This is a genomic window from Arenibacter flavimaris (assembly GCF_030291335.1).
Lineage (GTDB): Bacteria > Bacteroidota > Bacteroidia > Flavobacteriales > Flavobacteriaceae > Arenibacter.
The window spans coordinates 17235-40252 of the sequence record NZ_JASWIM010000038.1; the positions used below are offsets into that span (position 1 = coordinate 17235).

General features: G+C 34.4%; 19 protein-coding genes. 10 read left to right on the top strand and 9 right to left on the bottom strand.

The window, feature by feature from the left end; genetic code table 11:
• Positions 1 to 6 precede the first annotated feature (6 nt).
• From QSE00_RS21275 to QSE00_RS21290, 4 genes are all read right to left on the bottom strand, one after another.
• Positions 7 to 507, bottom strand: coding sequence for an MgtC/SapB family protein (locus QSE00_RS21275; protein WP_286107423.1), 501 nt, complete (start codon positions 505 to 507; stop codon positions 7 to 9).
• A 14-nt stretch (positions 508 to 521) separates the two neighbouring features.
• Positions 522 to 2651, bottom strand: coding sequence for a catalase (locus tag QSE00_RS21280; protein WP_286107424.1), 2130 nt, complete (start codon positions 2649 to 2651; stop codon positions 522 to 524).
• 141 nt (positions 2652 to 2792) lie between these two features.
• On the bottom strand, positions 2793 to 3146 hold the full coding sequence (locus QSE00_RS21285) for an NAD(P)/FAD-dependent oxidoreductase (RefSeq protein ID WP_286107425.1): 354 nt from the start codon (positions 3144 to 3146) through the stop codon (positions 2793 to 2795).
• Positions 3085 to 3999, bottom strand: a complete 915-nt coding sequence (locus QSE00_RS21290) for an NAD(P)/FAD-dependent oxidoreductase (RefSeq protein ID WP_286107426.1) — start codon at positions 3997 to 3999, stop codon at positions 3085 to 3087. Before QSE00_RS21290 ends, QSE00_RS21285 begins: the two co-directional genes overlap by 62 nt.
• 383 nt (positions 4000 to 4382) lie before the next feature.
• Here QSE00_RS21290 and QSE00_RS21295 point away from each other — a divergent pair, with 383 nt between their 5' ends.
• Complete coding sequence (locus tag QSE00_RS21295) at positions 4383 to 5240, top strand: SDR family oxidoreductase (RefSeq protein WP_286107427.1); 858 nt, start codon at positions 4383 to 4385, stop codon at positions 5238 to 5240.
• A 312-nt stretch (positions 5241 to 5552) separates the two neighbouring features.
• Positions 5553 to 6008: a response regulator gene (locus tag QSE00_RS21300; protein WP_286107428.1), complete on the top strand. Its 456-nt coding sequence runs from the start codon at positions 5553 to 5555 to the stop codon at positions 6006 to 6008.
• 237 nt (positions 6009 to 6245) lie between these two features.
• Here QSE00_RS21300 and QSE00_RS21305 read toward each other — a convergent pair whose 3' ends face one another.
• Positions 6246 to 6485 (bottom strand): DUF7218 family protein, encoded by a 240-nt coding sequence (locus QSE00_RS21305; protein ID WP_215948508.1) that lies wholly within the window; start codon positions 6483 to 6485, stop codon positions 6246 to 6248.
• A 363-nt stretch (positions 6486 to 6848) separates the two neighbouring features.
• Between QSE00_RS21305 and QSE00_RS21310 the strand changes: the two genes are divergently transcribed.
• Together QSE00_RS21310 and QSE00_RS21315 are read left to right on the top strand one after the other, a co-directional pair.
• Positions 6849 to 7325, top strand: a complete 477-nt coding sequence (locus tag QSE00_RS21310) for a hypothetical protein (protein WP_286107429.1) — start codon at positions 6849 to 6851, stop codon at positions 7323 to 7325.
• Positions 7326 to 7480: 155 nt separating this feature from the next.
• Complete coding sequence (locus QSE00_RS21315; protein WP_286107430.1) at positions 7481 to 7954, top strand: response regulator; 474 nt, start codon at positions 7481 to 7483, stop codon at positions 7952 to 7954.
• A 320-nt stretch (positions 7955 to 8274) separates the two neighbouring features.
• Here the strand turns inward: QSE00_RS21315 and QSE00_RS21320 are convergent, their stop codons facing one another.
• Complete coding sequence (locus QSE00_RS21320; RefSeq protein WP_286107431.1) at positions 8275 to 9297, bottom strand: AraC family transcriptional regulator; 1023 nt, start codon at positions 9295 to 9297, stop codon at positions 8275 to 8277.
• Between the two features lie 595 nt (positions 9298 to 9892).
• Between QSE00_RS21320 and QSE00_RS21325 the strand changes: the two genes are divergently transcribed.
• Both QSE00_RS21325 and QSE00_RS21330 read left to right on the top strand, forming a co-directional pair.
• A complete protein-coding gene (locus tag QSE00_RS21325) occupies positions 9893 to 10324 on the top strand; it encodes a response regulator (RefSeq protein WP_215948512.1) in 432 nt (143 codons plus the stop codon).
• 303 nt (positions 10325 to 10627) lie between these two features.
• Entirely contained in the window at positions 10628 to 11851 is a 1224-nt protein-coding gene (locus tag QSE00_RS21330; RefSeq protein WP_286107432.1) for a glycoside hydrolase family 130 protein, read from the top strand.
• 210 nt (positions 11852 to 12061) lie between these two features.
• On the opposite strand, the gene QSE00_RS21335 is transcribed toward QSE00_RS21330, so the two are convergent.
• Positions 12062 to 12595 carry a lipid-binding SYLF domain-containing protein gene (locus tag QSE00_RS21335; RefSeq protein ID WP_286107433.1) on the bottom strand — a complete coding sequence of 178 codons (534 nt, stop codon included), beginning with the start codon at positions 12593 to 12595 and terminating at the stop codon, positions 12062 to 12064.
• A 553-nt stretch (positions 12596 to 13148) separates the two neighbouring features.
• Positions 13149 to 17210, bottom strand: a complete 4062-nt coding sequence (locus QSE00_RS21340; RefSeq protein WP_286107434.1) for a PAS domain-containing protein — start codon at positions 17208 to 17210, stop codon at positions 13149 to 13151.
• A 935-nt stretch (positions 17211 to 18145) separates the two neighbouring features.
• On the opposite strand from QSE00_RS21340, the gene QSE00_RS21345 reads away from it, so the two are divergent.
• The 3 genes from QSE00_RS21345 to QSE00_RS21355 all read left to right on the top strand — a co-directional run bounded on the left by QSE00_RS21345 (position 18146) and on the right by QSE00_RS21355 (position 21350).
• Positions 18146 to 18409, top strand: a complete 264-nt coding sequence (locus tag QSE00_RS21345; RefSeq protein WP_286107435.1) for a hypothetical protein — start codon at positions 18146 to 18148, stop codon at positions 18407 to 18409.
• 1547 nt (positions 18410 to 19956) lie between these two features.
• Complete coding sequence (locus QSE00_RS21350; protein WP_286107436.1) at positions 19957 to 20409, top strand: arsenate reductase family protein; 453 nt, start codon at positions 19957 to 19959, stop codon at positions 20407 to 20409.
• A gap of 350 nt (positions 20410 to 20759) precedes the next feature.
• Positions 20760 to 21350 carry a hypothetical protein gene (locus tag QSE00_RS21355; RefSeq protein ID WP_286107437.1) on the top strand — a complete coding sequence of 197 codons (591 nt, stop codon included), beginning with the start codon at positions 20760 to 20762 and terminating at the stop codon, positions 21348 to 21350.
• 275 nt (positions 21351 to 21625) lie between these two features.
• Here QSE00_RS21355 and QSE00_RS21360 read toward each other — a convergent pair whose 3' ends face one another.
• Positions 21626 to 21994, bottom strand: a complete 369-nt coding sequence (locus QSE00_RS21360) for a hypothetical protein (RefSeq protein ID WP_215948519.1) — start codon at positions 21992 to 21994, stop codon at positions 21626 to 21628.
• A gap of 361 nt (positions 21995 to 22355) precedes the next feature.
• Here QSE00_RS21360 and QSE00_RS21365 point away from each other — a divergent pair, with 361 nt between their 5' ends.
• A complete protein-coding gene (locus tag QSE00_RS21365) occupies positions 22356 to 22859 on the top strand; it encodes a pyridoxamine 5'-phosphate oxidase family protein (protein ID WP_286107438.1) in 504 nt (167 codons plus the stop codon).
• Positions 22860 to 23018 lie beyond the last annotated feature (159 nt).

Consider the following 23018-nt stretch of genomic DNA (forward strand, 5'->3'; position numbering starts at 1 on the left):
TTTAATTCATGATGCTATATTTTTACTTAAAATACCGAAGATCATATTAATTATAACCACTGCCACTGTAAAGACTATTAAATTTGTAACCATATATAGCGCAGCTATGCATCCAGCAGCTGCGCTACACCAAACTGTTGCAGCGGTAGTCAGGCCTTCAATCTTATCCTCTCTCTTCAGAATTACCCCTGCACCCAGAAAACCGATTCCCGTCACAATTTGGCCTAGAACGCGGGTTATATCCGTATCCTCGCTTCCATAGAACTGCAATGATAATATGAGATATGCACATGCTCCAACGGCAACCAAAATGTTTGTTTTTATCCCGGCATCCTTTCCCTTATATTCCCGCTCAATACCTATTAAGCATCCTGCTAAAATGGCCAGTAAAATTTTAAACAAATAATCTTCATGAAATCCCCAATCTGGATCAACCCCAATTTTGGATACGGATGCATCCATCATATCGCAATAACATGTCATAAAATACTGGATAAATAAGGTCATTGGTTACTAAGTTTTCATACTGGAATGGAATTAACTTTTTCACTTCTTTCCCAATTTCGATGCAACGCAATTGCCTTGACAAATTCCGTAGGATTTGCATTGATACAGACCGCTTTATCCAAAAGGAAATCAATGGCATAGGTATTATTTAAAAATGATTCACCTTCATTATCGGCGGCAATAGGCTTGCAGTGCTTTAGTGCCTCATTCACAAATTTTATAAATTTTGCATTTTTTGATATTACATCAGTTGATTGCTTTCCACCTGGAATATATATAGCATCATAAAGTACACTTTCTGTGGTGGTAATGGAAGCATCTACTTGGTATTGTTGACCACTATCAGAGATTACATCCCCCCCAGTTGGCGCGATAATTTTGACTACAGCATTGCCACTTGTTAAGACTTCTTTCATTTCGTTATAATTATTGTTACTAAATCCGTCGGAGAGTAACACCGCTACCTGTCTTGTAGCAATACTTTCAAATTTAGTGTTGCCCTGGCTAAGCGCCGGCGATTCATTTAGGTAGAACTTTTTGGGTCCTGGTTGAAAATCATGGAAATTCGCATCCGGACTTATAGCTTGATTGATGGGACGTTCAATATCATGAGGGATTGATAATCCCAAATTTAAAGAAACCTCTTTAGCAAGATCATTGTCAATTTGATCAATCATCCAGAGCATTCTTTTTTGAATATGCTTATGCGTACATTTGCCTAGTTCAAAGGAATAGGCATCTATTACATGATTCTTCTCCCATTCTTTCAGGCTCCTGTAAAAAAGGGCTGGTTGGGAGAAAAAATCATTGAAACTTTCACTTCTTGACCTTATTTTTTTTCCATCAATGCGCTCTTCATAGGACTGGAAAGCCCCCTCGGATATTTTACTGAGAAATGGACAACCTCCCCCCAAAGTATTTGGGAAATATGCGGTTTGCCCCTTGGGTATCTCCATTTGCATATGTCCATCACGTTGGTTATTGTTGGATTTCGCGACAGGCATATTAATTGGAAGTTGGTGAAAATTAGGACTACCTAACCTAGATAATTGTGTATCGCGATAAGAAAACAAACGACCCTGTAATAAAGGATCATTAGTGAAATCAATTCCTGGAACAACATTTCCTGGCAGAAATGCCACCTGTTCGGTTTCCGCAAAGAAATTATCAGGATTCTTGTTCAATGTCATTTTTCCAATGATCTTTACTGGAACCATTTCTTCCGGTACTAACTTGGTGGGGTCCAATATATCAAAATCATATTTGTGTTCATCCTTCTCTGGAATGATCTGCAGACCGAGTTCCCATTGGGGAAATTGCCCGGATTCGATTGCTTCCCAAAGATCACGTCTATGGAAATCGGAATCCGCACCGCTGATTTTAACCGCCTCGTCCCAAGTTACAGAATGGACCCCTAATAAAGGTTTCCAATGGAATTTCACAAAATGGGCTTCTCCTTTGTCATTAATCAATCGAAAGGTATGTATGCCAAAGCCTTCCATCATTCGAAAACTTCTAGGAATGGCCCTATCGCTCATAAGCCAAATTTGATTATGTAACGTCTCTGGGGATAGCGAAACGAAATCGTAAAAAGTATCGTGTGCCGATGCTGCCTGTGGAATTTCTTTATTTGGTTCGGGCTTAACGGAATGTATCAAGTCAGGAAATTTAATCGCATCTTGAATAAAAAATATTGGCATGTTATTTCCTACTAGATCCCATGTTCCTTCCTCGGTATAAAATTTTACTGCGAATCCACGGACATCTCGTGCTAAGTCCGTTGAACCTTTGGAGCCGGCTACGGTTGAAAATCTCGCAAAAACAGGGGTTATGCGGTCTGTGTCAGTGAAAATACCGGCCCTCGAATACTCTGGTATGCTTTGATATAACTCAAAATAACCATGGGCACCACTGCCTCTCGCATGCACAATGCGTTCAGGAATCCGTTCGTGATCAAAACTATGTATTTTTTCACGTAGAATGAAGTCTTCCAGTAAGGTTGATCCCCTATCCCCGGCTTTTAGGGAATTATTGGTGTCGTTTATTTTGACTCCTTGTCGCGTCGTTAAAGGTTCATTTGAAGAATCCTTTTTATATTGGTTTAATTGCTCTATTTTGGATGAGGTACTTTTCTTTTTTTTCATTTTATTTAAATTTTAAAATCACATTAGTTTTATATAAAACTAGGAGTAAAACCTATTGTGAAGTAGCTCATTAAAATTATTTATTGCCCTTATAAATCCCAATCCACAATTCATCAGAATTATAAACGCAGACCAAAAACGCTACCTTCCAAATCTATAGTACTGGGATAAGTCATGCATCGTACCTTTTAATAAATCGGATATAATTTTCATTCCAATTACTGAAAAGGTAATTCCATTACCTCCGAAACCAAGTACGAAATAAGTGCTTTTAAAATCAGGATGTTCACCTATGTACGGTAAACCATCTTTAGTTTTACCAAATGTTCCAGCCCAAGCAAAATCTGTAATAATGTTAAATGAAGGAAATATTCGATTTATGTGACGATGTAGTTGCTGTACTTTTGAATTAATCAACCCATCACGTTTTTTACTATTTATAAAGTCCACATCTCCCCCACCAATAAGAAATCGACCATCGTCTGTAACTCTCATATAAATATATGGAATCGGCCGAATTCCAAAATACTGTATCCTTCAATTTTTTTGTTCCTTTCTTATCTTGTTCCCCAACAAAGGCATAGGTTGAAACTAAATCGACAAATTTTTCTCTAATTATATTGGTGCTTTCAAAACCAGTGCAATAAATTAATTTCTTTGCCTGCAAACGATGTCCGGTTTCGGTATGGACCATGACACCACTTTTGTTGTATTTTACATGGTCTATGGCAGTTTTATCATATATGTCCAGGCCTTTTTGACAACTGTAATGCAATAAATCGTGTGTAAACCGGAAAGCATCCATACTTCCAGCCTGTTGTGATAATATTCCACCAAAAGTATTTTCCATTCCAAATCTTTTGTTGATGGAGTCAGATGATATCCAGGTTACGGGTAAATTTAAATTTTGCCTTGCTTTAAATTCACTTTTCAAACAGTCGACATCTTTTTTGTAGGCTGCATAAAACAGGGATTCTTTTTTTTTGAAACCACATCGTGACTTTATTTTCTTTGAAAGGTCTTCCAAAATATCGATGGCTTCATAACAGGCGAGATAATTTTGTTCGGATGCTTTCTTTCCGATCATTTTTGAAAGCTCGTAAAGCGGAACATCTATTTCATATTGCAATAAGGCTGTAGTAGCGGATGTACTGCCATGACCTACCTCGCGGTGGTCAATTATTACCGTATTATACCCATCTTGAATACATTGATAAGCCATAAGACTTCCCGTGATTCCCGCACCAATAATTATTATATCTGTTTCTATATCCGCTTTTACAGAGGGATATGAGTGTTTTATGCCATTTTTTATCAGCCAAAAAGGTTCGTTCGATCTTAGTTTCATTAAAAATTACTTTAATTTTTTGTCAATCAAAATTCCCTGCCATCAGAGTAAATAAATTTATTCATTTGTCTTGTCATGCATTGTTCCTATAAAATTATTATTAACTCTTTCAAATGAACAGACGAGAACAGGAAACATTATCAAGGAAATGATAGTATATATCAAATCTCATAAAATAATAACAGAAAACTTTTCATAATGAGATATATTTTAGTTACAAAAAATTTTATAACGAGTATTAGTCGGGGTCAGGTATTAGTGCAAAACTTAAACTTTTAATTACGCTCACTTTTTTTGTTATCGTATCAATATTTTTCAAATGCTTAATATTTATTTGCTGAAGAACTCAATTGTAATATATATATAACTAAAAAGAGCAATACATGGAAAATATCAAAATAAAAAATCATGAAGGGCAGTCTCATCAACCAGGTCAACAATATTTAATGGATACCGAGCCTGTAACCGTCCGAGACGATTATAAAGGTAGTAGCAAATTAAGTGGTAAAGTAGCTCTTATTACAGGAGGTGATAGCGGGATCGGCAGAAGTATTGCAGTGCATTTTGCCAAAGAAGGTGCGAATGTGTCTATTATATATTTAAACGAGGATCAGGATGTTCAGACCACAAAAAGTGCAGTGGAAGCAGAAGATCGAGAATGTTTGTTGATTAAAGGAGATGTAAGGGATGAAGAATTATGTAAGGCCGCTGTGCAACAAACCATTAGTAAGTTTGGTACTATTAATATAATAGTTAATAACGCGGCAATGCAGTTTCCTGAAGAATCTATTGAGAAAATAACGACAGAGAATCTGCATTTAACATTTGAAACAAATATTTATGCATTTTTCTATATCATCAAAGCAGCTCTTAAGTATTTAAAAAAGGATGATACAATAATTAACACTTCATCGGTCACTGCATATAGAGGGTCTGAACATTTAATAGATTATTCTAGCACTAAAGGTGCTATATCGGCTTTTACTCGCAGTTTATCCAAATCACTGGCCCACAAGGGTATCAGGGTTAATGCGGTGGCACCAGGCCCCATTTGGACTCCACTGATTCCGGCTACGTTCAAAGGAGATGATTTGACAAATTTTGGTAAAGACGTACCGTTAGGTCGTCCTGGCCAGCCAGCTGAGGTGGGCCCTGCATATGTTTTTCTTGCTTCCAAAGATAGTAGCTATATGACTGGACAAGTCATGCACATTAACGGTGGAGAAATTATAGGCGGGTAAGATTACCTTTATGATGACTTTCATATTATATCTTCCTTGGTTTTGTTCGGCATTCAAAAAGGTTATTTGTAGAAATGAATTTTCAATTCTGAAATTGACTAAAAATCCTTTAACATTTTAAAATCGTTTAATATCGGAGTTATTTCTATTGGGTCAAAACTTATGTTTTTAGAGATATTTCCAGTTGTTTCTGCATACTACATTAGAAGTACTTTTAAAATAATGGAAGAAAAGGTCAATTTTACCAGCGCAACGTAGAAAAACGAAATTGATGAATGAAATGCCTACGGTTGTAAATAAAATATCATAGTTATGCAGAGGAGAGAGAAAAATAAACCGGAGATATTTTCAATATATCTTGTTGATGATGATTTGGAAGATCAAGAAATTTTTATGGAAGCGATTTCCCAAATTGATACTTTAGTTGAGCTGAAAACTTTCGATAATGCAGATGAATTATTGTTATGTCTTAAGACCGATTCTCCTAACCCTGACGTAATATTCCTGGATCTCTACATGCCACGAAAAGACGGTGAAGAATGTTTAAAAGAAATACGCGATGACAATGGTTTGGATATGATACCTATTGTTGTATACTCCACAGAGTTTGATTTGGATCGAATAGAGCATTTGTTCAGTCTAGGGGCAAATAGGTATTTGCGCAAGCCTAATTCTTATGGATCTCTAATCGCTTCTCTCGACAGAACTATAGACTCAATAAAACGCAACACTTTAGGAGGAACAGCGATTATAAATATCATAGTATAAAATTTATTTTACCTTAAAATATACTGGAATATTAATGGTAAGACGAATATTTCCGGGACAGCGGTTTATACAATTTTTTTGATTTAAGTTTTATATAAGCAATGATAATTTCACCTTTTTTATAGTTTCCAAATCAATATGATAATCAATTTATGATTAGTGGCTGTCAAAAAATAAAGGAGGTATATTAATTATATACCTCCTTTTACACACTTTTTTTAAATATAAATTTTACTTTCAATTGTTCCGAAGGGCATGGATCAATTCCTCCTTGTTCATCTGAGATCTACCATCGATACCTACTCTCTTGGCCTGATTGTAAAGCTCCTGTTTGGTCCACTCCTCATAGCGTTTGGCCTTACCCCCTTTTTTACCTGAATCGGGTGTGTTGGCAATACGAGCGGATTTCTCCTTGCTGTAACCCTTATCTCGTAGCGCTTGGTATTTATCTTCGTCTTTAATTCTAGGATTTGGCATATTATAATATTTTAAATTAATAATTCCTTTAATTAATTGTAGTCTAATTTCCCAAAGTCTAAATAAATAAGTTAACTGGATTATGCTAATAATTAATCCAGAAAAGAAGTTGTAATTTAATCAAGTAATATTTGATGCCTTGTTAGTGTAGGTCTACCTATTCATTTCCACCAATACATATACTTCTCAAGATTTTAATAATCCTGGCTCTAGGTATTTAATGTTTAAAAGTCTCACAATAGGATAAACACTGAAACTATCAGTTAAAGTCAAAAAAATAATCTTTTGTAACAAAGAATTCATTTATGACTCGCTAATTTTCCTAAAATTTCAATTGAGAAATATTTTAAAAATAATTAGAGGATGAACTTAAAAATGTATATTATTAGCGTAGTAGTCTCTGGACTTTTTATAGCTTGTAAATCTGCGAATTTGGAACAGTCTCAAAGTTCTAAGAAGAATTCAGTTTCAGAAAAAGAAATGAAACATGTTGAAAGGACTAATAAGGCCCCCGATGATACTCACTCCCAAATTAGCCACTCTGTAATACAAAATACCAATGGGAATACTGGTGGCAACGCGAATATTATTGGCGATAAAACTGATTTATCTGCACCTATGACATTTGATAATAACAAATTGTATCAAGATATAATGATGTCCAAAGATCAAATTCGCGAATTTGAGACTGCCATGGAAAGATTCAAAGAGAAACAAAGAAATTCACCAAATGGAGAAATGATGGGTACAATACCTTCTGAACGTGACAGGCAGTTGGGGAGGATACTTTCTTCGGACCAATTAAAAAAATATGAAATATGGAAATCGAACAATCCATAATGATTATATTTTCCAATGTTATAAATTGTCCCTGACAACCATTTAGCAAGTTGTCACACTGATACCTTCGTCACACTCTCCAAACTTAACACCTAGCTTTCAATACTATCTAAACTTTAAAGGGTTTAAAGTGGATAAACTCATTATCTATACCTATGACACATGAAAAATTTAATGTTGCAAATTACAAATTAAACCGGATTGCCCTTGTGGATGATGATCAGGACGACAGACTCCTATTCAAGGAAGCGTTTGAGGAATTGAAGATAAAGGCTGAACTTTTTTTGTTTAGTAATGGCTTTAATTTCATAGACCATTTGAGCAGCGGGATCAAGATGCTACCAGAACTATTATTTTTGGACCTGAATATGCCGGTAATGAATGGTTTGGAATGCTTAAAATATTTAAGAACGAATGCATCTTTCAAGGATATGTTTGTGGCTATTTACTCCACTTCCACTGCAATAACAGATTTGGAATCTACTTCGAAATATGGAGCAAACATGTTTATTAAAAAGCCTAATAATTTTAGTGAACTCACATACATCATTAATAAATCCATATCAATTCATTTTCAACACGTTGTCTCGGGCAATAATCAGGGAGGCCAATTTCCCTTAATACTTTAATCTGGTATATATTGATCATAGTAGTAGATGGAAATACTTGGTGTGGAGTTTAAATTTACTGTAGAATTTTGGGAATGCACTTTACTCATATACTATTCTTAAGAGCCCCGTTGAAGATAATACAAAAATAAAATGTTGTTACGATTAATCTTCGCTTTTAAAGGAGACCATAATCGGTCCTTAATTCTACCGAAATAATTCAGCGAGCTACATATCCTTTTTAGCCAATACTATTTTATTTACAGTAAAGTAACTTTAATTGCGCACACGTTTAAAGACTTTAAATTAAATCATTGTATTTGCTTGTATTTTTTGAACTCTTATACAGGAATGGGGACATTACTTTGTTGTACCTTATACTGTTTTGGACTGCACTTATATTTTTTCTTAAATATTTTGGAAAAATAACTTCGACTGGTAAAACCAATACTATAAACCACTTGGGAAATGTTTAAATCTGTACTTTTTATAAGTTGTTCTGCATACTTAAGGCGCACTTTTCTACTATAATCGTTAACCGTTGTTCCATACAATAATTTGAAACCATATTGCAATTTACTCGGTGAGAGACCTGTTTTGGAACAAAGTTGTGTAATGTTCAGTTGTCTATCGGGATTATTCTTTATAAATTCTGAAATTTTCCGGATGGAATCTATCTCACTGGATCTCAGATTTCCTGCCAACTTGTGCTTTTTTATATCCTCCTCATGTTGCTGAACCGCGATAGCAAGCACTTCATAAACAAGCCCTTTTAAAAACAAATTCCGTATATAACTTCGATGCTTCATAACAGAAATTTGTTCGAGTTTTTCTGCTAATTTAAGATTGTAGGAACTAATGAATATATAATTTTTTGGGGATTGATTTTTCAACAAAGAATTTTGTAGCTGTGTTATCAAAGTAGTTCCATCTGAATTATTCTGGCGACATTTATCTATTATAAATATGGAGCATTTAACATGCTTATCGCTGTCAAAAAATAAAATATTACCACTATTAGGTTCATTTGTAAAAATACCAGTTCTAAAATTTTCCAGAACCCTTTTTTGTATTTCGGTTTTAAAACTATGGGAAATATAACCTCTTGAACAATAAGCAATATAAAGTGGGGGATTTTTTTGCCCATAGTTTTGAATAGAAAAACTTTTTCGCAAGGTTAATTCGATTTCAAGGTGAGTTATACCATCTTTAAATGATCTTCCACAGAATCTTCCGTTTCCTAATTTGTTGTTAAAGCTCAAAACAAATTCGTTATTTTTAACCTTAAAATATTCACCAAAATATAGGCTTAGCTGATTAAATATATTTTGAGTGTCTGTTGACTGAATGGATATAGTTGCCATACTTTTTATTTTTATAAGTTATACTTAACTATGTTTCTTAATTAACTTTTAATTAAACCGTAAAACCTTAATTGGTATAAAGTCCATCGGTCTTCCTATTAGATTATCCAAATTTCTGAAAAGAGATCTACGAAGTATTATATAATTCATAAATTCTATTATAGAATTTTTCGTTTTAACAGAAGATTATGGAATTACAATTACAGTATTAATTTAATTGATACTAAGCTGGTTAGCCCGTAATAAACACTGGGTAATCTTAATTCTAGTTAAAAGTCTACTTTTATGGTTATTCGGTTCTGGACTGATCCAATTTATTTTAATTATGAGGTGTCCCCTCAATATATTTTAAGCTCAAATGAAATTTGTTTCTCAGTATTTTAAATTCCACTTTAATCTTTTAAGTCAAAATATTGATCATTTAGTGCATATGTGATTTAAGATAGTTTCTAATTTAACATTTCCAAAATATTGCTTTGTGGAGAAATTTTTTTATTCAACGAAGAGTCGATAATTAAATCTGTGGTATTTATTTACGAAACTCGGGTTGTATTTATCCACTTGATCGATCGACTAGTCATTAATATATAATGTTATGAAACCAATTGAAATCTTTCTTGCCGATGATGATTGTGATGACCGCAGTTTATTCCTAGAAGCTTTAGAAGATATTCCTATTGCTACTGTTGTCACCGAGTTTGACAATGGTGTTGATTTGATGGCAGATTTATTATCTGAAACTGAGCTGCCAAGTGCAATATTCCTCGACCTTCGCATGCCGTTAATGGATGGCTTCGAATGTTTGGCCGATATTCGAAGCATATCTAAATTTTCCAACATAAAGGTAATAATTTATTCCACTTCATTTAATGCAAAGGAGATTGATAAACTGAAAGAAGCCGGGGCGAATCAATATATAAAAAAACCAAATTCATTCAATCAGTTGAAAACTTTATTGTTCAAGTCTATTAAACCTATACAGTCAGAGTCTAATAATTCTAATTCGGATTTCGTCGTTCTAGTTTAATGAATTGTCAGGCATTGTTTGGGCAATCAACAATGGAATTGATTTAATGGATAATAAATTGAAATTATAATGCAAGTAACCGTAAATCGAAAAAACATTAAATTCTTGCCTGATAGTAGTCGTATAGTGGCGCGTTTTTTTGACAATGGGGAAATTCGAACCCATGAACTCTTAAAAAGAGTAATTTCATTGAAAGAGGAGGACATAAATCGGGAATTGAGTCATACCCTTAGGGAATTTGCGGGACGGCATCGTAATATTTCCAAAATTTTCTTGCGACATTTTGAAAACCATATTCCCCTGATGAAACAAATGGGATTAAAAATTGATGAATTTTCCCCAAAGGCGAAATTACTTTTCGGGTCATATGCAACAATGGAATATTCTATTGAGTCTGCCGCAATGTTTAACCCATCTATAATTGAAGATTTTGATCAATCATTCTTGGCCAAAGGTGAGAAAAGAGTGATAATATCATTCCGAGCTACAGGCGAAGGCCATTTATCCTCATTGGTATTTAGGAAAGGTGTTTTGGACGCCAATAACAATTTTCAATTATATAAGGTGAGAAATCATATTGATATGCCACAAATTGTCCAGAAAAAATCATATGATAAAGGGCGCTTTGAACAAAAGTTGCAGGAGATGAAGATCTCAAAACAATATTATTCTGCCATAATGAACGGCCTACCTGATCATTTTGAGTATCATGAGCTGAAATCCGCTTTAAATAGGGTTTTATCCAGTGGAATAAGCACCGGTAATCGTTTGGTCCTTGAAGAAATGACCTGGCTGGTGGATTCCTATTATGATTTGAAATTTAGCCTAGATTCCGATATATCCGAGCGGGTAATATTTCCGGTGTCTCCATCTGAAAGTAAAGGAATAGAGGATGCTCGTTTTGTCAGGTTTACAGAGGATGATGGTTCTATTAAAGTTTATGCAACCTATACCGCTTTTGATGGACATACGATATTACCTAAATTATTATCTACAGAAGATTTTAATACATTTCGAATCATGCCAATGTTCGGCAAAGCAGCTCAAAATAAAAATTTTGCCTTGTTTCCCAAAAAAATCAAGGGTAAATATGCAGTTCTTGCGCGAGTGGACGGAGTTAATAATTATATCATGTTTTCTGAAAGGAATACCTTATGGAATAATCCAATAAAAATCCAAGAACCTAAATATCCATGGGAATTTACACAAATAGGAAACTGCGGAGCGCCACTGTGGACGGAAGACGGTTGGCTCGTTATTACACACGGGGTCGGCCCAATGAGGCGTTATTGTATTGGTGCTGCACTATTTGATTTGGATGACCCGACAAAGGAAATAGGACGGTTGGCCCAACCTCTACTTTCACCGTTAGAAGAAGAAAGAGAGGGTTACGTCCCTAATGTTGTTTATTCTTGTGGTTCAATAATTAATAATGGTAGCCTAGTGCTTCCATATGCTGTGTCTGATTATTCCTCTTCATATGCAACAGTTCCTATGAACGAGTTAATGTATGCCTTACTAAAATAATTATGACGAATTTTCGATTGTATTATAAGATTGCATTACGACCAATCGTCTTTATGTCCCTAAAATACTGTGTAGAGTTTGACGTTTGGATGATTTGCATCCTGAGTGTACATGTTTGATTTCTATATGCAGAGTGAACTATGGTGAATTTAAAAGTTAGCCCAAAAAAAAAGTCGGTTTTAAGACCGACTATTCAATGCTTGGGTCCATTTATTTAAATGGTTCATAATCAAATTTTTGACCACCTACAGATGCATCAACCATTAAACCCGCTTTTGGCATGGTAAAAACAACTACGCCGTCATTGTAATTGGCATTCTGTGAGGCTCCTGATTCTATGACTACTGCAGATACTTCTGCAGAAAATGCGTAATCATCTGTTTTAAATTCGTTTAAAGCCTCTTTCGTTTCGAAAAAGATTACCTGGGCAAGTGCTTGTCCTCCAGCCTGTACTCCTATATCAAGCTTTTTAAGGCTCGCAATACCAACTGAATTACCTTTTTCGTAAACGATACCTTTTCCAGAAGCGGCACCTACAATTAAACCACCTTCCCCGACATTGGGAAAAATAACATAGCCGGATGCATTATTAAAGAATTTCTTCAACCCTTGATCCTGCTGTATCATTTTTTGTTTTGCATTTTCTGCATCGGCTAATAATTTATTCGTGTCATTTTTTTGCGAATAGGCTAACCCAGTAACAAATAAGATCAGAGCCAATGTTAATGATTTAAAAATTTTCATAGTTTTATGGAATTAATTAAACTTTATCTACTTTCTATCCGTTGTCCTAATATGGACTTTTTAAAATTATTGCATTGAATTACAAGGGGTTATCACTATAGCGTTTAATTTTGATCCATTTAAAAGATTAAAATAGATTATCTAAATAAGAATTTCTTAGATAATGTTGGAAATACCGATCGAGATCGAAGTATTCTAAATTAACTTGAAAATGTAAATGAATAACAATCTAATATATCCCAGTGATTGCAATATACACGGTAAATATGGGCAGTGATCAGTATATTTTATAAATGAAAGGTATTGCCAAAAGGGGTTCAGGCCATTAGTAAGTCCAAATTGTGACCTTTTGTTGTTTTTGCATTCATCCAATACTATACATAATGAATGATATAATGTCAACTGCAATCCATAATTAATACATGATTATGGGCCCTAAACTATTCCACTAAATCAAAATGAACATTAATAACCGCGCAATGATTTATAGTTGTTTAATGTAGAACTTTAAATTCTTGTCTATTTAAAATCTATGAGTGAATGATAATATTCCTCATGTAAGCGGAATATAAATATCAAATTTAGCTCCCTTTTTAGGTATTCCGATTGCTGTAATAAATCCGTTATGATTGTCAACAATTTTTTTAACTATAGCCAGACCAATTCCCGTTCCATTATATTTCTCCCTTCCATGTAAGCGTTGGAATACTTCGAATATCTTATCCTTAAATTCTGGTTCAAATCCAATACCATTGTCCGAAATACTAACATGAACGTATGTTTTGTCTTTCGCTAGGTTTTTTAGCTTGAATGACGACCTTGTTCCGACTTGACTATCTATTTTTATGAGCGGAGTGCGTCCCTCATCAGTAAACTTTAAAGAGTTACTAATCAAATTAAAAATCAATTGTCGGAATTGAAAGGGAATAATTTTAACTTCGCACATTTTACCTGATTCTATAATTGCACCCTTTTGAAGAATTTCTTCCTTTAAATCCGTTTTTACTTCATCAACCATTGTTTTTAAGTCTGTTATTTCAAAAATCCTTTCCTCAGTATCGGTACGGGAATAAGCAAGCAAATCCTGGATGAGATTTTGCATTCTATTTGCTGCATTTTGAATACGGTGGAATTTATCCAATCCAGGTTCTGATAAATTCTTGGCCTCTTTCTCCATTATTCTGGAGGCAAATGTTTGAATTTTACGTAATGGTTCCTGCAAATCATGACTAGAGATGTATGCAAAAGATTGTAATTCCTTATTCATTCTTTCTAAATGAAGGTTGTTTTTATTTAGTTCCTTCGTTCTTTCCTCAACTTGTTTCTCTAAATTGTATGTGAACATTTTCTGGTCCTGAATATCGGTACTTGTACCAACCCACATTGTTATTGTACCTTGTTCATCTCGTTGCGCTTTAGCCCTGCTTAATTGCCACCTATATTCACCATCATGCCTACGGAAACGATGTTCAAGCAGAAAATCTTTACCAGTTCTTATAGATTCCAACCATTCTTTGGTATGTTTTTTAAGGTCATCGGGATGAATAATTGTTAACCAACCCTTTTTTACTAAATCATTATGAGTTAATCCTGAAAAATTAAACACGGTTTTATTGAAATAAATGAGATTGCCTTGCGGATCGGAGGTCCAGATTTGTTGAGGCATTGAATCGGCAAGTAATCTAAATTTCGCCTCACTTTCCTGTAATGCTTGTTGATTAAGCTTTTCCTCTGTGATATCCCGTAATGTACCAATTTTCTTATAAGGCTTGTTATTGGAATCAAAAAATACCTTGCCTTGCGTCCTAATCCAACAAATGGTTTTATCCGGTTTGATAATCCGGGCCTCGTAACCATATTTACCCGTATGCATAGCTTTATCGAAAGCTTTCTCTACAATCTCATGAATATCTTCTGGATGAACTTGTCTACGCATATCGGCATGGGAAATCTTAGTGGAAATATCATGCCCAAAAATTAGGGCAAGTCGAGGAGAATGGATTATGTCCCTAGTATTTAGGTCTAACTCCCAGGTAGCAAGTTCTGTCGCCTCTGCAGCCAATCGAGTTCTTTCTTCTGCATCTTCCACTTTTCTTCTCGCTTCGACCTTATCCGTGACATCATTCGCAGTAATCATTATTCCTGATATCGTACCATCGGAGTCGTAAAGGGCTGAGTACTCAAAATCCAGGTAAAATTTTTTGGTTCCGTCATCTCCTTGAACAAATGCAATGGATTCTTCTTCCCTATGGGTAATACCTGTTTTAAAAACTTTTGCTAGCAAGTCTAGGTATTTTTGTTCTTTCAATTCTGGAAAAACCTCCAGCAATGTTCTACCTATTACGGTATTCCTTTTTTTGCGCCATAGTTTTTCACACATAGCTGTATTTGCAGACTCAATTATGAAATCTTCCCCCCTTAAAATGGTCATGGGAATTGGTGACTGCATTACCATATTACGAAAGTGTTTCTCACTTTGTTCCAGTAAATGTCTTGCCTTTACTGTTTCCGTTACCTCGATTGCGACGACCATAATACCAGAAATGTCACCATTTTCTTCTTTTAATGGATGGTACACCAAATTGAAGAATGCATCGTCCTTTTTTCCTTGTCGCTCCAGTGTGACTGTCAACTCCGTGGAGTTTATTGCTTGACCAGTTTGCATCAGCTCGTCAAACAAAGGTAATATCGTTTTCTTTGTTTCTGGAAGAACCTCGAAAAGAGGCTTGTTTAGAAACTCCTCCTCGACCTTATCAACCAACATTAAGTATTTTCTATTCGCAAGTTCTGCAACATAATTGGAACCTCTAAAGATAGCAATCCCCATGGGTGCCTGCCGTACTGAATTCCTAAACCGCTTTTCACTTTCTTCTATTTTTAGTTTGGCTTCGTTCAATTCGGTAACCTCGGCCGCTGTATTCATAACACCGAACACTTTGCCGGAAGCGTCAAACAGAGGGGTGAAACTGTAGTTGAAATAGAAGGTTTTCTTCTTGCCTCCTTTTATAATTTCTACTTTTTTGTTTTTGGCATGAAACGGGTTACCTGTTTTTTGAACATTTCGTATTTGTTCGAATATATGTTGGTTGTCAAATTCCGGCAAAATATCGGTATATAGTTGGCCAATGACATTATTGCCTTTTCCCCACGCGTCCATTATTGATTGATTCGCAAGCGTAATACGCATTTCATCACCAGTGTAAACACCAATAGGAAATGGGGCATTTTCTATTAGAGTACGAATACTTTGTTCGCTTTCTTCCGCTTTTTTTCTCGATAATACCTGGGAAGTTACATCAAAACCGATGGCCATGATACCATCGATTTTATCTTCACTATTATAAAGTGGCTCATATGAAAATTTAATATAAACGGTTTCTAATTTGCCATTCCTCAATATTTCAACAGGAAGTTCATTAATTGCAAAACGGACATTACTATTATTTACTTCATCCAAAATGTCTTTGATTCCCTGAGCGAGAAGTTCAGGCATGGATGAGAATATTGATTTGCCGATGACTTGTTCCTCCGTTCGGCCCCAGATTTCCAGGGCATGGGAATTGGCAATTTCGACTTTATGATCTTGATCCCGAAAAATGGCTATTGCCATAGGAGCTTGATGAATCATCAGTTTCAAATTACTTTCACTCTGGACCACCTTCTGACGGGCATGGACCTGCTTGGTATTGTCAACAACCCAAACCGCAATTTTAACAACTTTGTCGTCTTTATCTTTCAAAGGAGCGTATACGAACGTTACGTAAATAGAATCCTCTTTACCATGTCGTACCAAAGTAATTTCTACTTCGTTGGCAAAATAGGGCTTGCCGGTTTCTATTACACTCTTTAAAGCATTTTCATAATATTTCCGTGCCTCAGCAAAGGTTACCCAATATGGTTTTCCGACTATTTCGTCATATGTCTTACCCGCTATATCAATAAATTGTTCATTTACTATTTCGCTAACCAAAGTATCTGCATCCATTACACATATACCAATTGGTGCTTCTAAAATTATGTTACGAAGCGATTGACCACTTTCAGAAATTTTACGATCAGCTAGGGTACGCTCCGTTATATCTTCAACAATACCATTCAATCGAAATGCCACTTGTTCCTCATTAAACCAAGTCTGTCCTTTTGCATGAAGGATTATGTCTTTGTTTAATTTGTAATTTGTGACGGTAAAAATTTCATCAAACTTACTATCTATTGGATATTCCAGAGATTTTTGCAGAGTCTTAATTACCCTATCCTGGTCCTTTTCTGAAATTTTTTCAATAATATTGTTTAAAGGAATATTGTTATCCGAGGGTAATTCAAACCAACGCTTTAGTCTTTCATTGGCAGTGAACTCATAGGTGATTGGGTTCAAATCAAATGTACCCAATTGCGCCGCTTCTAAAGCAAAATTTAATTGAATATTACTTTCCTTCAGTTGATCTTCTGCTTTCCTTTTATTTGTTGTTTCAATTATAGTCATTAGAATACCCCCAACTTGTCCATTTTCCACCCTAATGGGACTACAAGAGAAATCGAAATGACAAATTTCCAGGATTCCCTTTCTATTAAGTGGAAACATAAAATCAGTTATAGCCACTGGTATTCCGGTCATAACCTTTTCGAAAATTGATTCAATGATATGCCACATTTCCGGAAAAGTTTCCTTAGGACTAAGACCCAAGGCGTGAGCATGATCTGTTGTGTCCAGAATTGCCCTATATCCGTCATTGTATATTTGAGTATATTCCTTTCCCCAGGCGATATACATTCCAATCGGATTGTCAAGTATCATCGAAATCATATTCTTAAGAATAGTTGGCCAAGATTTTGGGTCGCCCAGAGGTGTTCTGTCCCAGTTCTTTTTTCGAATTTGATCCCCCATCTCCCCTCCTCCTTCTATGAAATAATAAGGTGTATTTTTTTCGTCCATTTAAATGTTTTTAAGGATTGAAGATTAACTTCTGTCTATAACAGGATATATGCATTCTTATATTTGTTCAGAGTCTTGATGGTCGATTTTACTTTTGAAAATTGGTTGAAGAAATCTTTCTCTTCAAAATAAAGGGAAGAAGATACATTGAATAATTGCATGTGTTTATTGTATGAAAATTTTAAAATATAAATAATTGAAATTTTCATTTGCCTGGACAAAAAATGTATATAATAATCGTTGGCTTCATTATAATGTATCCTGCGCACATCCAAGGAATAACCCCTTAAGAATTATTGTATTTAAATGTGAATTCCCTAACATAGATTTTAATTTTATATTACTATAGCTTCAAAAGCCAAACACGGGCGCTTACCTCATAAAAATATTATTAGTGATTTATACGAAACAATCAAATCAATAAAAATTTTAACGCAATTCAATATATTAAAAATTGTGGTATTGGACAGATGTTACTTATTGGGTCATTAGTAAATAGGAATTAAAAACATTAAAGATAAATAATCATTTTTAAGGTTAATTTATTATTTTTTTGGTTCACAACTCTTTTTGTATACCGATTAATTTTGAGTCAGTAACCCTTAATTTATTTCAATATGCAAACTAATATAGATGGCTTCGAAGATTCCGAAGATTATTATGATGATCATGGTACCACGAATTTAAATACTCAGTTGAATTTAGAAGAACTTGAAGATAAGTGGTACGAAATTGAACAAGAATACCGTGAAAGGTATTCAGACATTACTGATGAGGATGTTGAAATCGAACCCGGCCGTTTTGACCTTACTGTAAAGCAAATTGGCAATAGAATTGGTAAAACGCCAAATGAAGTTCGTGCTGAAATTGAGAATTGGTAATTAAATGAGAACACCCATTTTTAAGCCGCCACTTCATAGTGGCGGCTTTTTTATTCTAGAGGGACAAATAATCGAGGTTTACCTCGCACGAAATTGAGCAGTAATCTTGATTGTTAGCTAGATTACCCAAAATCATTGGATAATCAAAGTTTTGTAGTTGCCCTACCATTTGGCTTGTTCGACCAAATATCTTCGATTGGTATTAAGTCCTAAAGTTGAGAGGATCCTGTGTCATACGTATCTGGATATTCAGTACAGGTGTCAGATGTATTTTTTGGAAATAGGTACGGACGAGGGGTAATGAAAAGATGATTGCGTAATACGTAACGAACCAAGGATAGGAAGTAGGAGTATGAAGTTTTACATAAGGATGGTCATTTGAGGTTGTTTTGAAATAAAGAATAATGCCCCGAGGGCTGGACCTGTGAATTATTTGTTCTCTTATGTGGAGCATTTCTTTTTGAAACCACTTAATTTATTTTTTATTACCCACATAGGAAATTAGATTAAACAGTAAGTTATTTCGAGCGAATTGCGTAAAGGATTATCCTGGTTATAAGGAGTGGTCGCGGAATCTATTATTGTGTACGAACTAGTTTTTATTTGTGTAGCATTAGACCATTTCTTCGCTTATTCCAAACATGGCAATTGCTAAGAATTACTGGAACGATATTATAACATTGCTCAGGGTATTTCCTATTGAAAAGTTTAAAAAAACAAGATACCATAAGTTCCGAGTTAAAGTTGATTGAGCCGGCGGCATTCAGTATATAACAAGTATTACACATATTGACATAGGACATTTGACTTAAGTAGAAACAACCTAATTAAGTTTTATTACATAAAACAAAGGACATTGCCATAAGTGACAGATCTTTAAATAGAAGTCATTTGATTGATCAAGAACAACTGCATAATAATAAATAAATAAAAGTAGGTATTATGGAATCTTTTCAAATGAGAATACAAATGAAGAAATGTGCTGATTCAATAAATTCTTTAACTCAAATCATATAATTCGATGCAAAATTGGGCTTCAGTTTTGATTATGATTTATTTTTTTCTTATTTTTAAACTGTATATTTCGGGGTGCTATTGTATTAGCAATGGCTGAGATGATACTCGTGACTGGATAGATAATGCTGTCTAAGGAAAATATACTAGCAAAGGGAATGTAAAATGCGTAAAGCATTTCGTTCCCTTTGTGTTTTTTGAACTCCAATCCATATTCCAATATATGTAAGAGAATTGAACTCACTCAGCCTCGCCCTAAATATCCCCGCCAGTTTCGATTCAAGGTGATTTACCCCATTCGGACCACTCAAATTTGAACAATGCCCAATAAGTATCATTTGAATGGATTTTCCTTACACCTTACTACTTAATCCAAAAAAAAAGGGGTTAAATAATACTTTAAGATACGAATTGAAGTATATAATATTTCTTGTCAAAATGAATATTTAATTATTTAAACTAATTTTTGTGTTAATCAGGATAAAATAATTTTAAGCCATTACCTATTTTGGCCCAAATTAAAATTTGTCAATATGCCTGTCCTTGCACGAAATGAAAATCAGATTACATTTATTTACAGCTCATTATCAAATTTGGGCAAACAACTGCTGGGTTATTTAGAAGGGGCTAAAAAAAATGTAGAATGCATTGACATTGCCCAAGAAAAAATAAGCGATACCATTTGGCTCGAAGTTATTGAATATCTTGGTTTGCCATTCAGGGAAGTTTTCATGGATATAGACCAACACCTTCCTGATTTGAATGGAAAAGAGAATTTTGCAACTGATGATTGGTTGAAAATAATTAATAACAACCCGGTTCTTCTACAGCGGCCAATCGTGATAAATGGCGATAAAGCCAAATTACTTTCAAATCGATCGGAAATATTGCATTTTTTTGGCGTTGATTCAGCAGGACTTAAGAAACGTATGGCCCATGAACCTCCAACCACGACCTCAATGACGGATGAAGAAAGTTTCATATGAATCTGGCTGTATTTCCATAGTTAATATTCCATCGAACAGAAATTAGAGGTTTTTGATCTTTGAAAAAAACTGGTTTTTGAGGTAAATCTTGATTTATTTACATTAATGATGGAGAGAATCCATATTTAAATCAGTTTGGAAATGAAGTGTATTTTTAGAAGGCTAATCATTTGTGTTTGACCCAAATATACAGTTAACATAATTGCAGGGCTTTAATAGAAATGATGAAGTAAAATATTTCAACTATAGTATATAAAGATTTACTTGTCCTTAATGAACGGGCTAAACAAATAATTGCCAAGATACCATTTAAGTGTAAACATTTAATTTTTTAAAGTAATTATCCGATTATGTATATAAGCAAAGAAATGCGGTGGTTTTTTAAGGGAGAAAACAAATATCTCCAACAGTGGTTTAATTCCCTTGATTTCAACTCTATGGAACGTAGAGAGGATATCTATTTAAACATTGCTAATAATAATATCGGTATAAAACTCAGGGAAGAAAAAATAGAAATAAAACATCGTGTAAATACTCGTTACCGAAATTGTTTAACCTCTCTTGCCTCCGGTTATTTAGAAGATTGGACGAGATGGAGTTTTAATTCAAATCCTAATGATTTAGAATATTTAGGAATTATAAACGGGGAGCGTGAAAATTGGATAACCATTTCAAAAAATAGAAATACTGTTTATATAGCGAACATATCAGATAAAACTGTAGTTTTCCCACCTGATAAAAATTTGGATTTCGGCTGCCAAGTTGAATATAGCAATTTTAGTTTAAAAGGTGCACAATGGTTTACTTTTGGTTTGGAATGGTTCGGTGAAAGCTTAGTTAAATTAAACCAAGATTTGGTTGATGATATTCTCGGGAAAACACACCTTACCTTGAAACAATCCATGAGTTATCCTGAGTTTTTGAAAAAAATGGATCAATGATATAAGTTTAATGGTGATTCAAGAATATAGAACATAAGATCGAAATTCATATTCTATTTTAGCCTTTTTAGGGTTATGCTTTTTATCCGAGAAGTGATAAAATTTTATTGCGAACAAAGAATTCTTCCAAGACACGGTTTTCAATCAGATAGATAATCAGTTTCATAATATTATGGACATACAAAAATGAAATCCTTTGAAATAAGCGGATAATTAACAAAAATAGTAGAGCCACTGAACTTCAGCGGCTCTAACAAATTTTACATTAATCGTATTTATCTGTCGCAGTTGGCACCCCAAGTTTCACCGTCTTTTGAATAAGCGATTAACAAAGTGCCTTCATCGATTTTAATGGCCCCATCCGAACTGATAAATAAATTTTCATTTTTTTCCATTTTAATTCCGTTTAAACTGGGAATGCCATCCGAGAAATCAAAATTGTAGGAATCACCTACCTTAACCAATGTAACCCTTCCATCATCTGTTGAAATTTCGGTACTGTCTTCACTATTGGAATAACTTACAGTTCCATTGTAGGTCCCAACAAAAAGATTGTCGTCCACCGGATCATTATCTTTACTGCATGAAGTAAATAATGATATAATTATTAATGCTGAACTTAATATCCTAAATGCTTTTCTCATAATTGTATATTTTTAATTATTCATCAAAATTATAGTCTGGTTTGGGACTTTATTAACAGTATAGAGATGAAAATTGCCTGTAAAACTTTCTAGATCAGGTATTAGCAAATGAGCTGAATTATGATCATAGATCATCCAGATTGGACGACTTAAGGTACTTGTTCCCAATGCCGAGCTGTAAATCAATACGATTCGCATAAGCAATACCTTCTCAATGCTTTTACACTTCCTGCTTACTAATAACTTTTATTAATTTTTTTGAGGGTTATGGCATTTTCAAGACTTCATTGTATTAACATATTTCTGTTTTGAATTAAATCTTCTAAAGGTTCATGAATAACTTTATAAAAAAATTGAAATTATGGGGACAAATAATATGCACGATGAAGAAGCACGTAAAATAATGAAAGAAATGGCTGAGTCTATAGAAATAGCCATGATGGGAACTAATTGTCAAATTTCACCTCTTCACATTGTTCCAATGAGCACAAAAAAAGTTGATGACATGGGTGCTTTTTGGTTTTTAAGTAATAAGCAAAGTAAACATAACTCCCATATAAGGAATGAGGAAAGGGCTCAACTGATTTATGTGAACCCTAAATCCGAGCAATTTATGACTCTTTATGGGGATGCCCTAATTAGAACCGATATGCACATTTTAAAAGATCTTTATGAAAAAAATGACGACATTTGGTTTAAAGGAATTGATGATCCAAATCTTACAGCTATCCAAATCAAACCAACAGAAGGATATTATTGGGATAGCACAACAAATTCTATGGTAGCACTTTTCCAGACAGGAGGAATGGCAACCAAACCCGGGGAACAAACTGACATGGGCTTGGAAGGAGAAATAAAGATTTGACAAAAGAATGTCAAAAACAAAACGACAAATAAGGCTATCACTAACAAAGTTTGGGGCAAATTAAAAAATTTCATTTTAGATTAATCGCCATAAAAAATGATCGGAAAATTGGAAATATAATATTGTGGGAAGGCTAAGCCATGAACCAATATATTGTCA

Excerpts from the sequence above, each read along its gene's own strand:
- QSE00_RS21330 (WP_286107432.1), top strand. The coding sequence starts at position 10,628 with ATGAAACAAATGGGATTAAAAATTGATGAATTTTCCCCAAAGGCGAAA.
- QSE00_RS21365 (WP_286107438.1), top strand. The coding sequence starts at position 22,356 with ATGGGGACAAATAATATGCACGATGAAGAAGCACGTAAAATAATGAAA.
- QSE00_RS21285 (WP_286107425.1), bottom strand. The coding sequence starts at position 3,146 with ATGAGAGTTACAGACGATGGTCGATTTCTTATTGGTGGGGGAGATGTG.
- QSE00_RS21325 (WP_215948512.1), top strand. The coding sequence starts at position 9,893 with ATGAAACCAATTGAAATCTTTCTTGCCGATGATGATTGTGATGACCGC.
- QSE00_RS21310 (WP_286107429.1), top strand. The coding sequence starts at position 6,849 with ATGAACTTAAAAATGTATATTATTAGCGTAGTAGTCTCTGGACTTTTT.
- QSE00_RS21350 (WP_286107436.1), top strand. The coding sequence starts at position 19,957 with ATGCCTGTCCTTGCACGAAATGAAAATCAGATTACATTTATTTACAGC.
- QSE00_RS21320 (WP_286107431.1), bottom strand. The coding sequence starts at position 9,297 with ATGGCAACTATATCCATTCAGTCAACAGACACTCAAAATATATTTAAT.
- QSE00_RS21345 (WP_286107435.1), top strand. The coding sequence starts at position 18,146 with ATGCAAACTAATATAGATGGCTTCGAAGATTCCGAAGATTATTATGAT.
- QSE00_RS21340 (WP_286107434.1), bottom strand. The coding sequence starts at position 17,210 with ATGACCGGAATACCAGTGGCTATAACTGATTTTATGTTTCCACTTAAT.
- QSE00_RS21335 (WP_286107433.1), bottom strand. The coding sequence starts at position 12,595 with ATGAAAATTTTTAAATCATTAACATTGGCTCTGATCTTATTTGTTACT.
- QSE00_RS21275 (WP_286107423.1), bottom strand. The coding sequence starts at position 507 with ATGACCTTATTTATCCAGTATTTTATGACATGTTATTGCGATATGATG.
- QSE00_RS21290 (WP_286107426.1), bottom strand. The coding sequence starts at position 3,999 with ATGAAACTAAGATCGAACGAACCTTTTTGGCTGATAAAAAATGGCATA.
- QSE00_RS21315 (WP_286107430.1), top strand. The coding sequence starts at position 7,481 with ATGACACATGAAAAATTTAATGTTGCAAATTACAAATTAAACCGGATT.
- QSE00_RS21305 (WP_215948508.1), bottom strand. The coding sequence starts at position 6,485 with ATGCCAAATCCTAGAATTAAAGACGAAGATAAATACCAAGCGCTACGA.
- QSE00_RS21295 (WP_286107427.1), top strand. The coding sequence starts at position 4,383 with ATGGAAAATATCAAAATAAAAAATCATGAAGGGCAGTCTCATCAACCA.
- QSE00_RS21300 (WP_286107428.1), top strand. The coding sequence starts at position 5,553 with ATGCAGAGGAGAGAGAAAAATAAACCGGAGATATTTTCAATATATCTT.
- QSE00_RS21360 (WP_215948519.1), bottom strand. The coding sequence starts at position 21,994 with ATGAGAAAAGCATTTAGGATATTAAGTTCAGCATTAATAATTATATCA.
- QSE00_RS21355 (WP_286107437.1), top strand. The coding sequence starts at position 20,760 with ATGTATATAAGCAAAGAAATGCGGTGGTTTTTTAAGGGAGAAAACAAA.
- QSE00_RS21280 (WP_286107424.1), bottom strand. The coding sequence starts at position 2,651 with ATGAAAAAAAAGAAAAGTACCTCATCCAAAATAGAGCAATTAAACCAA.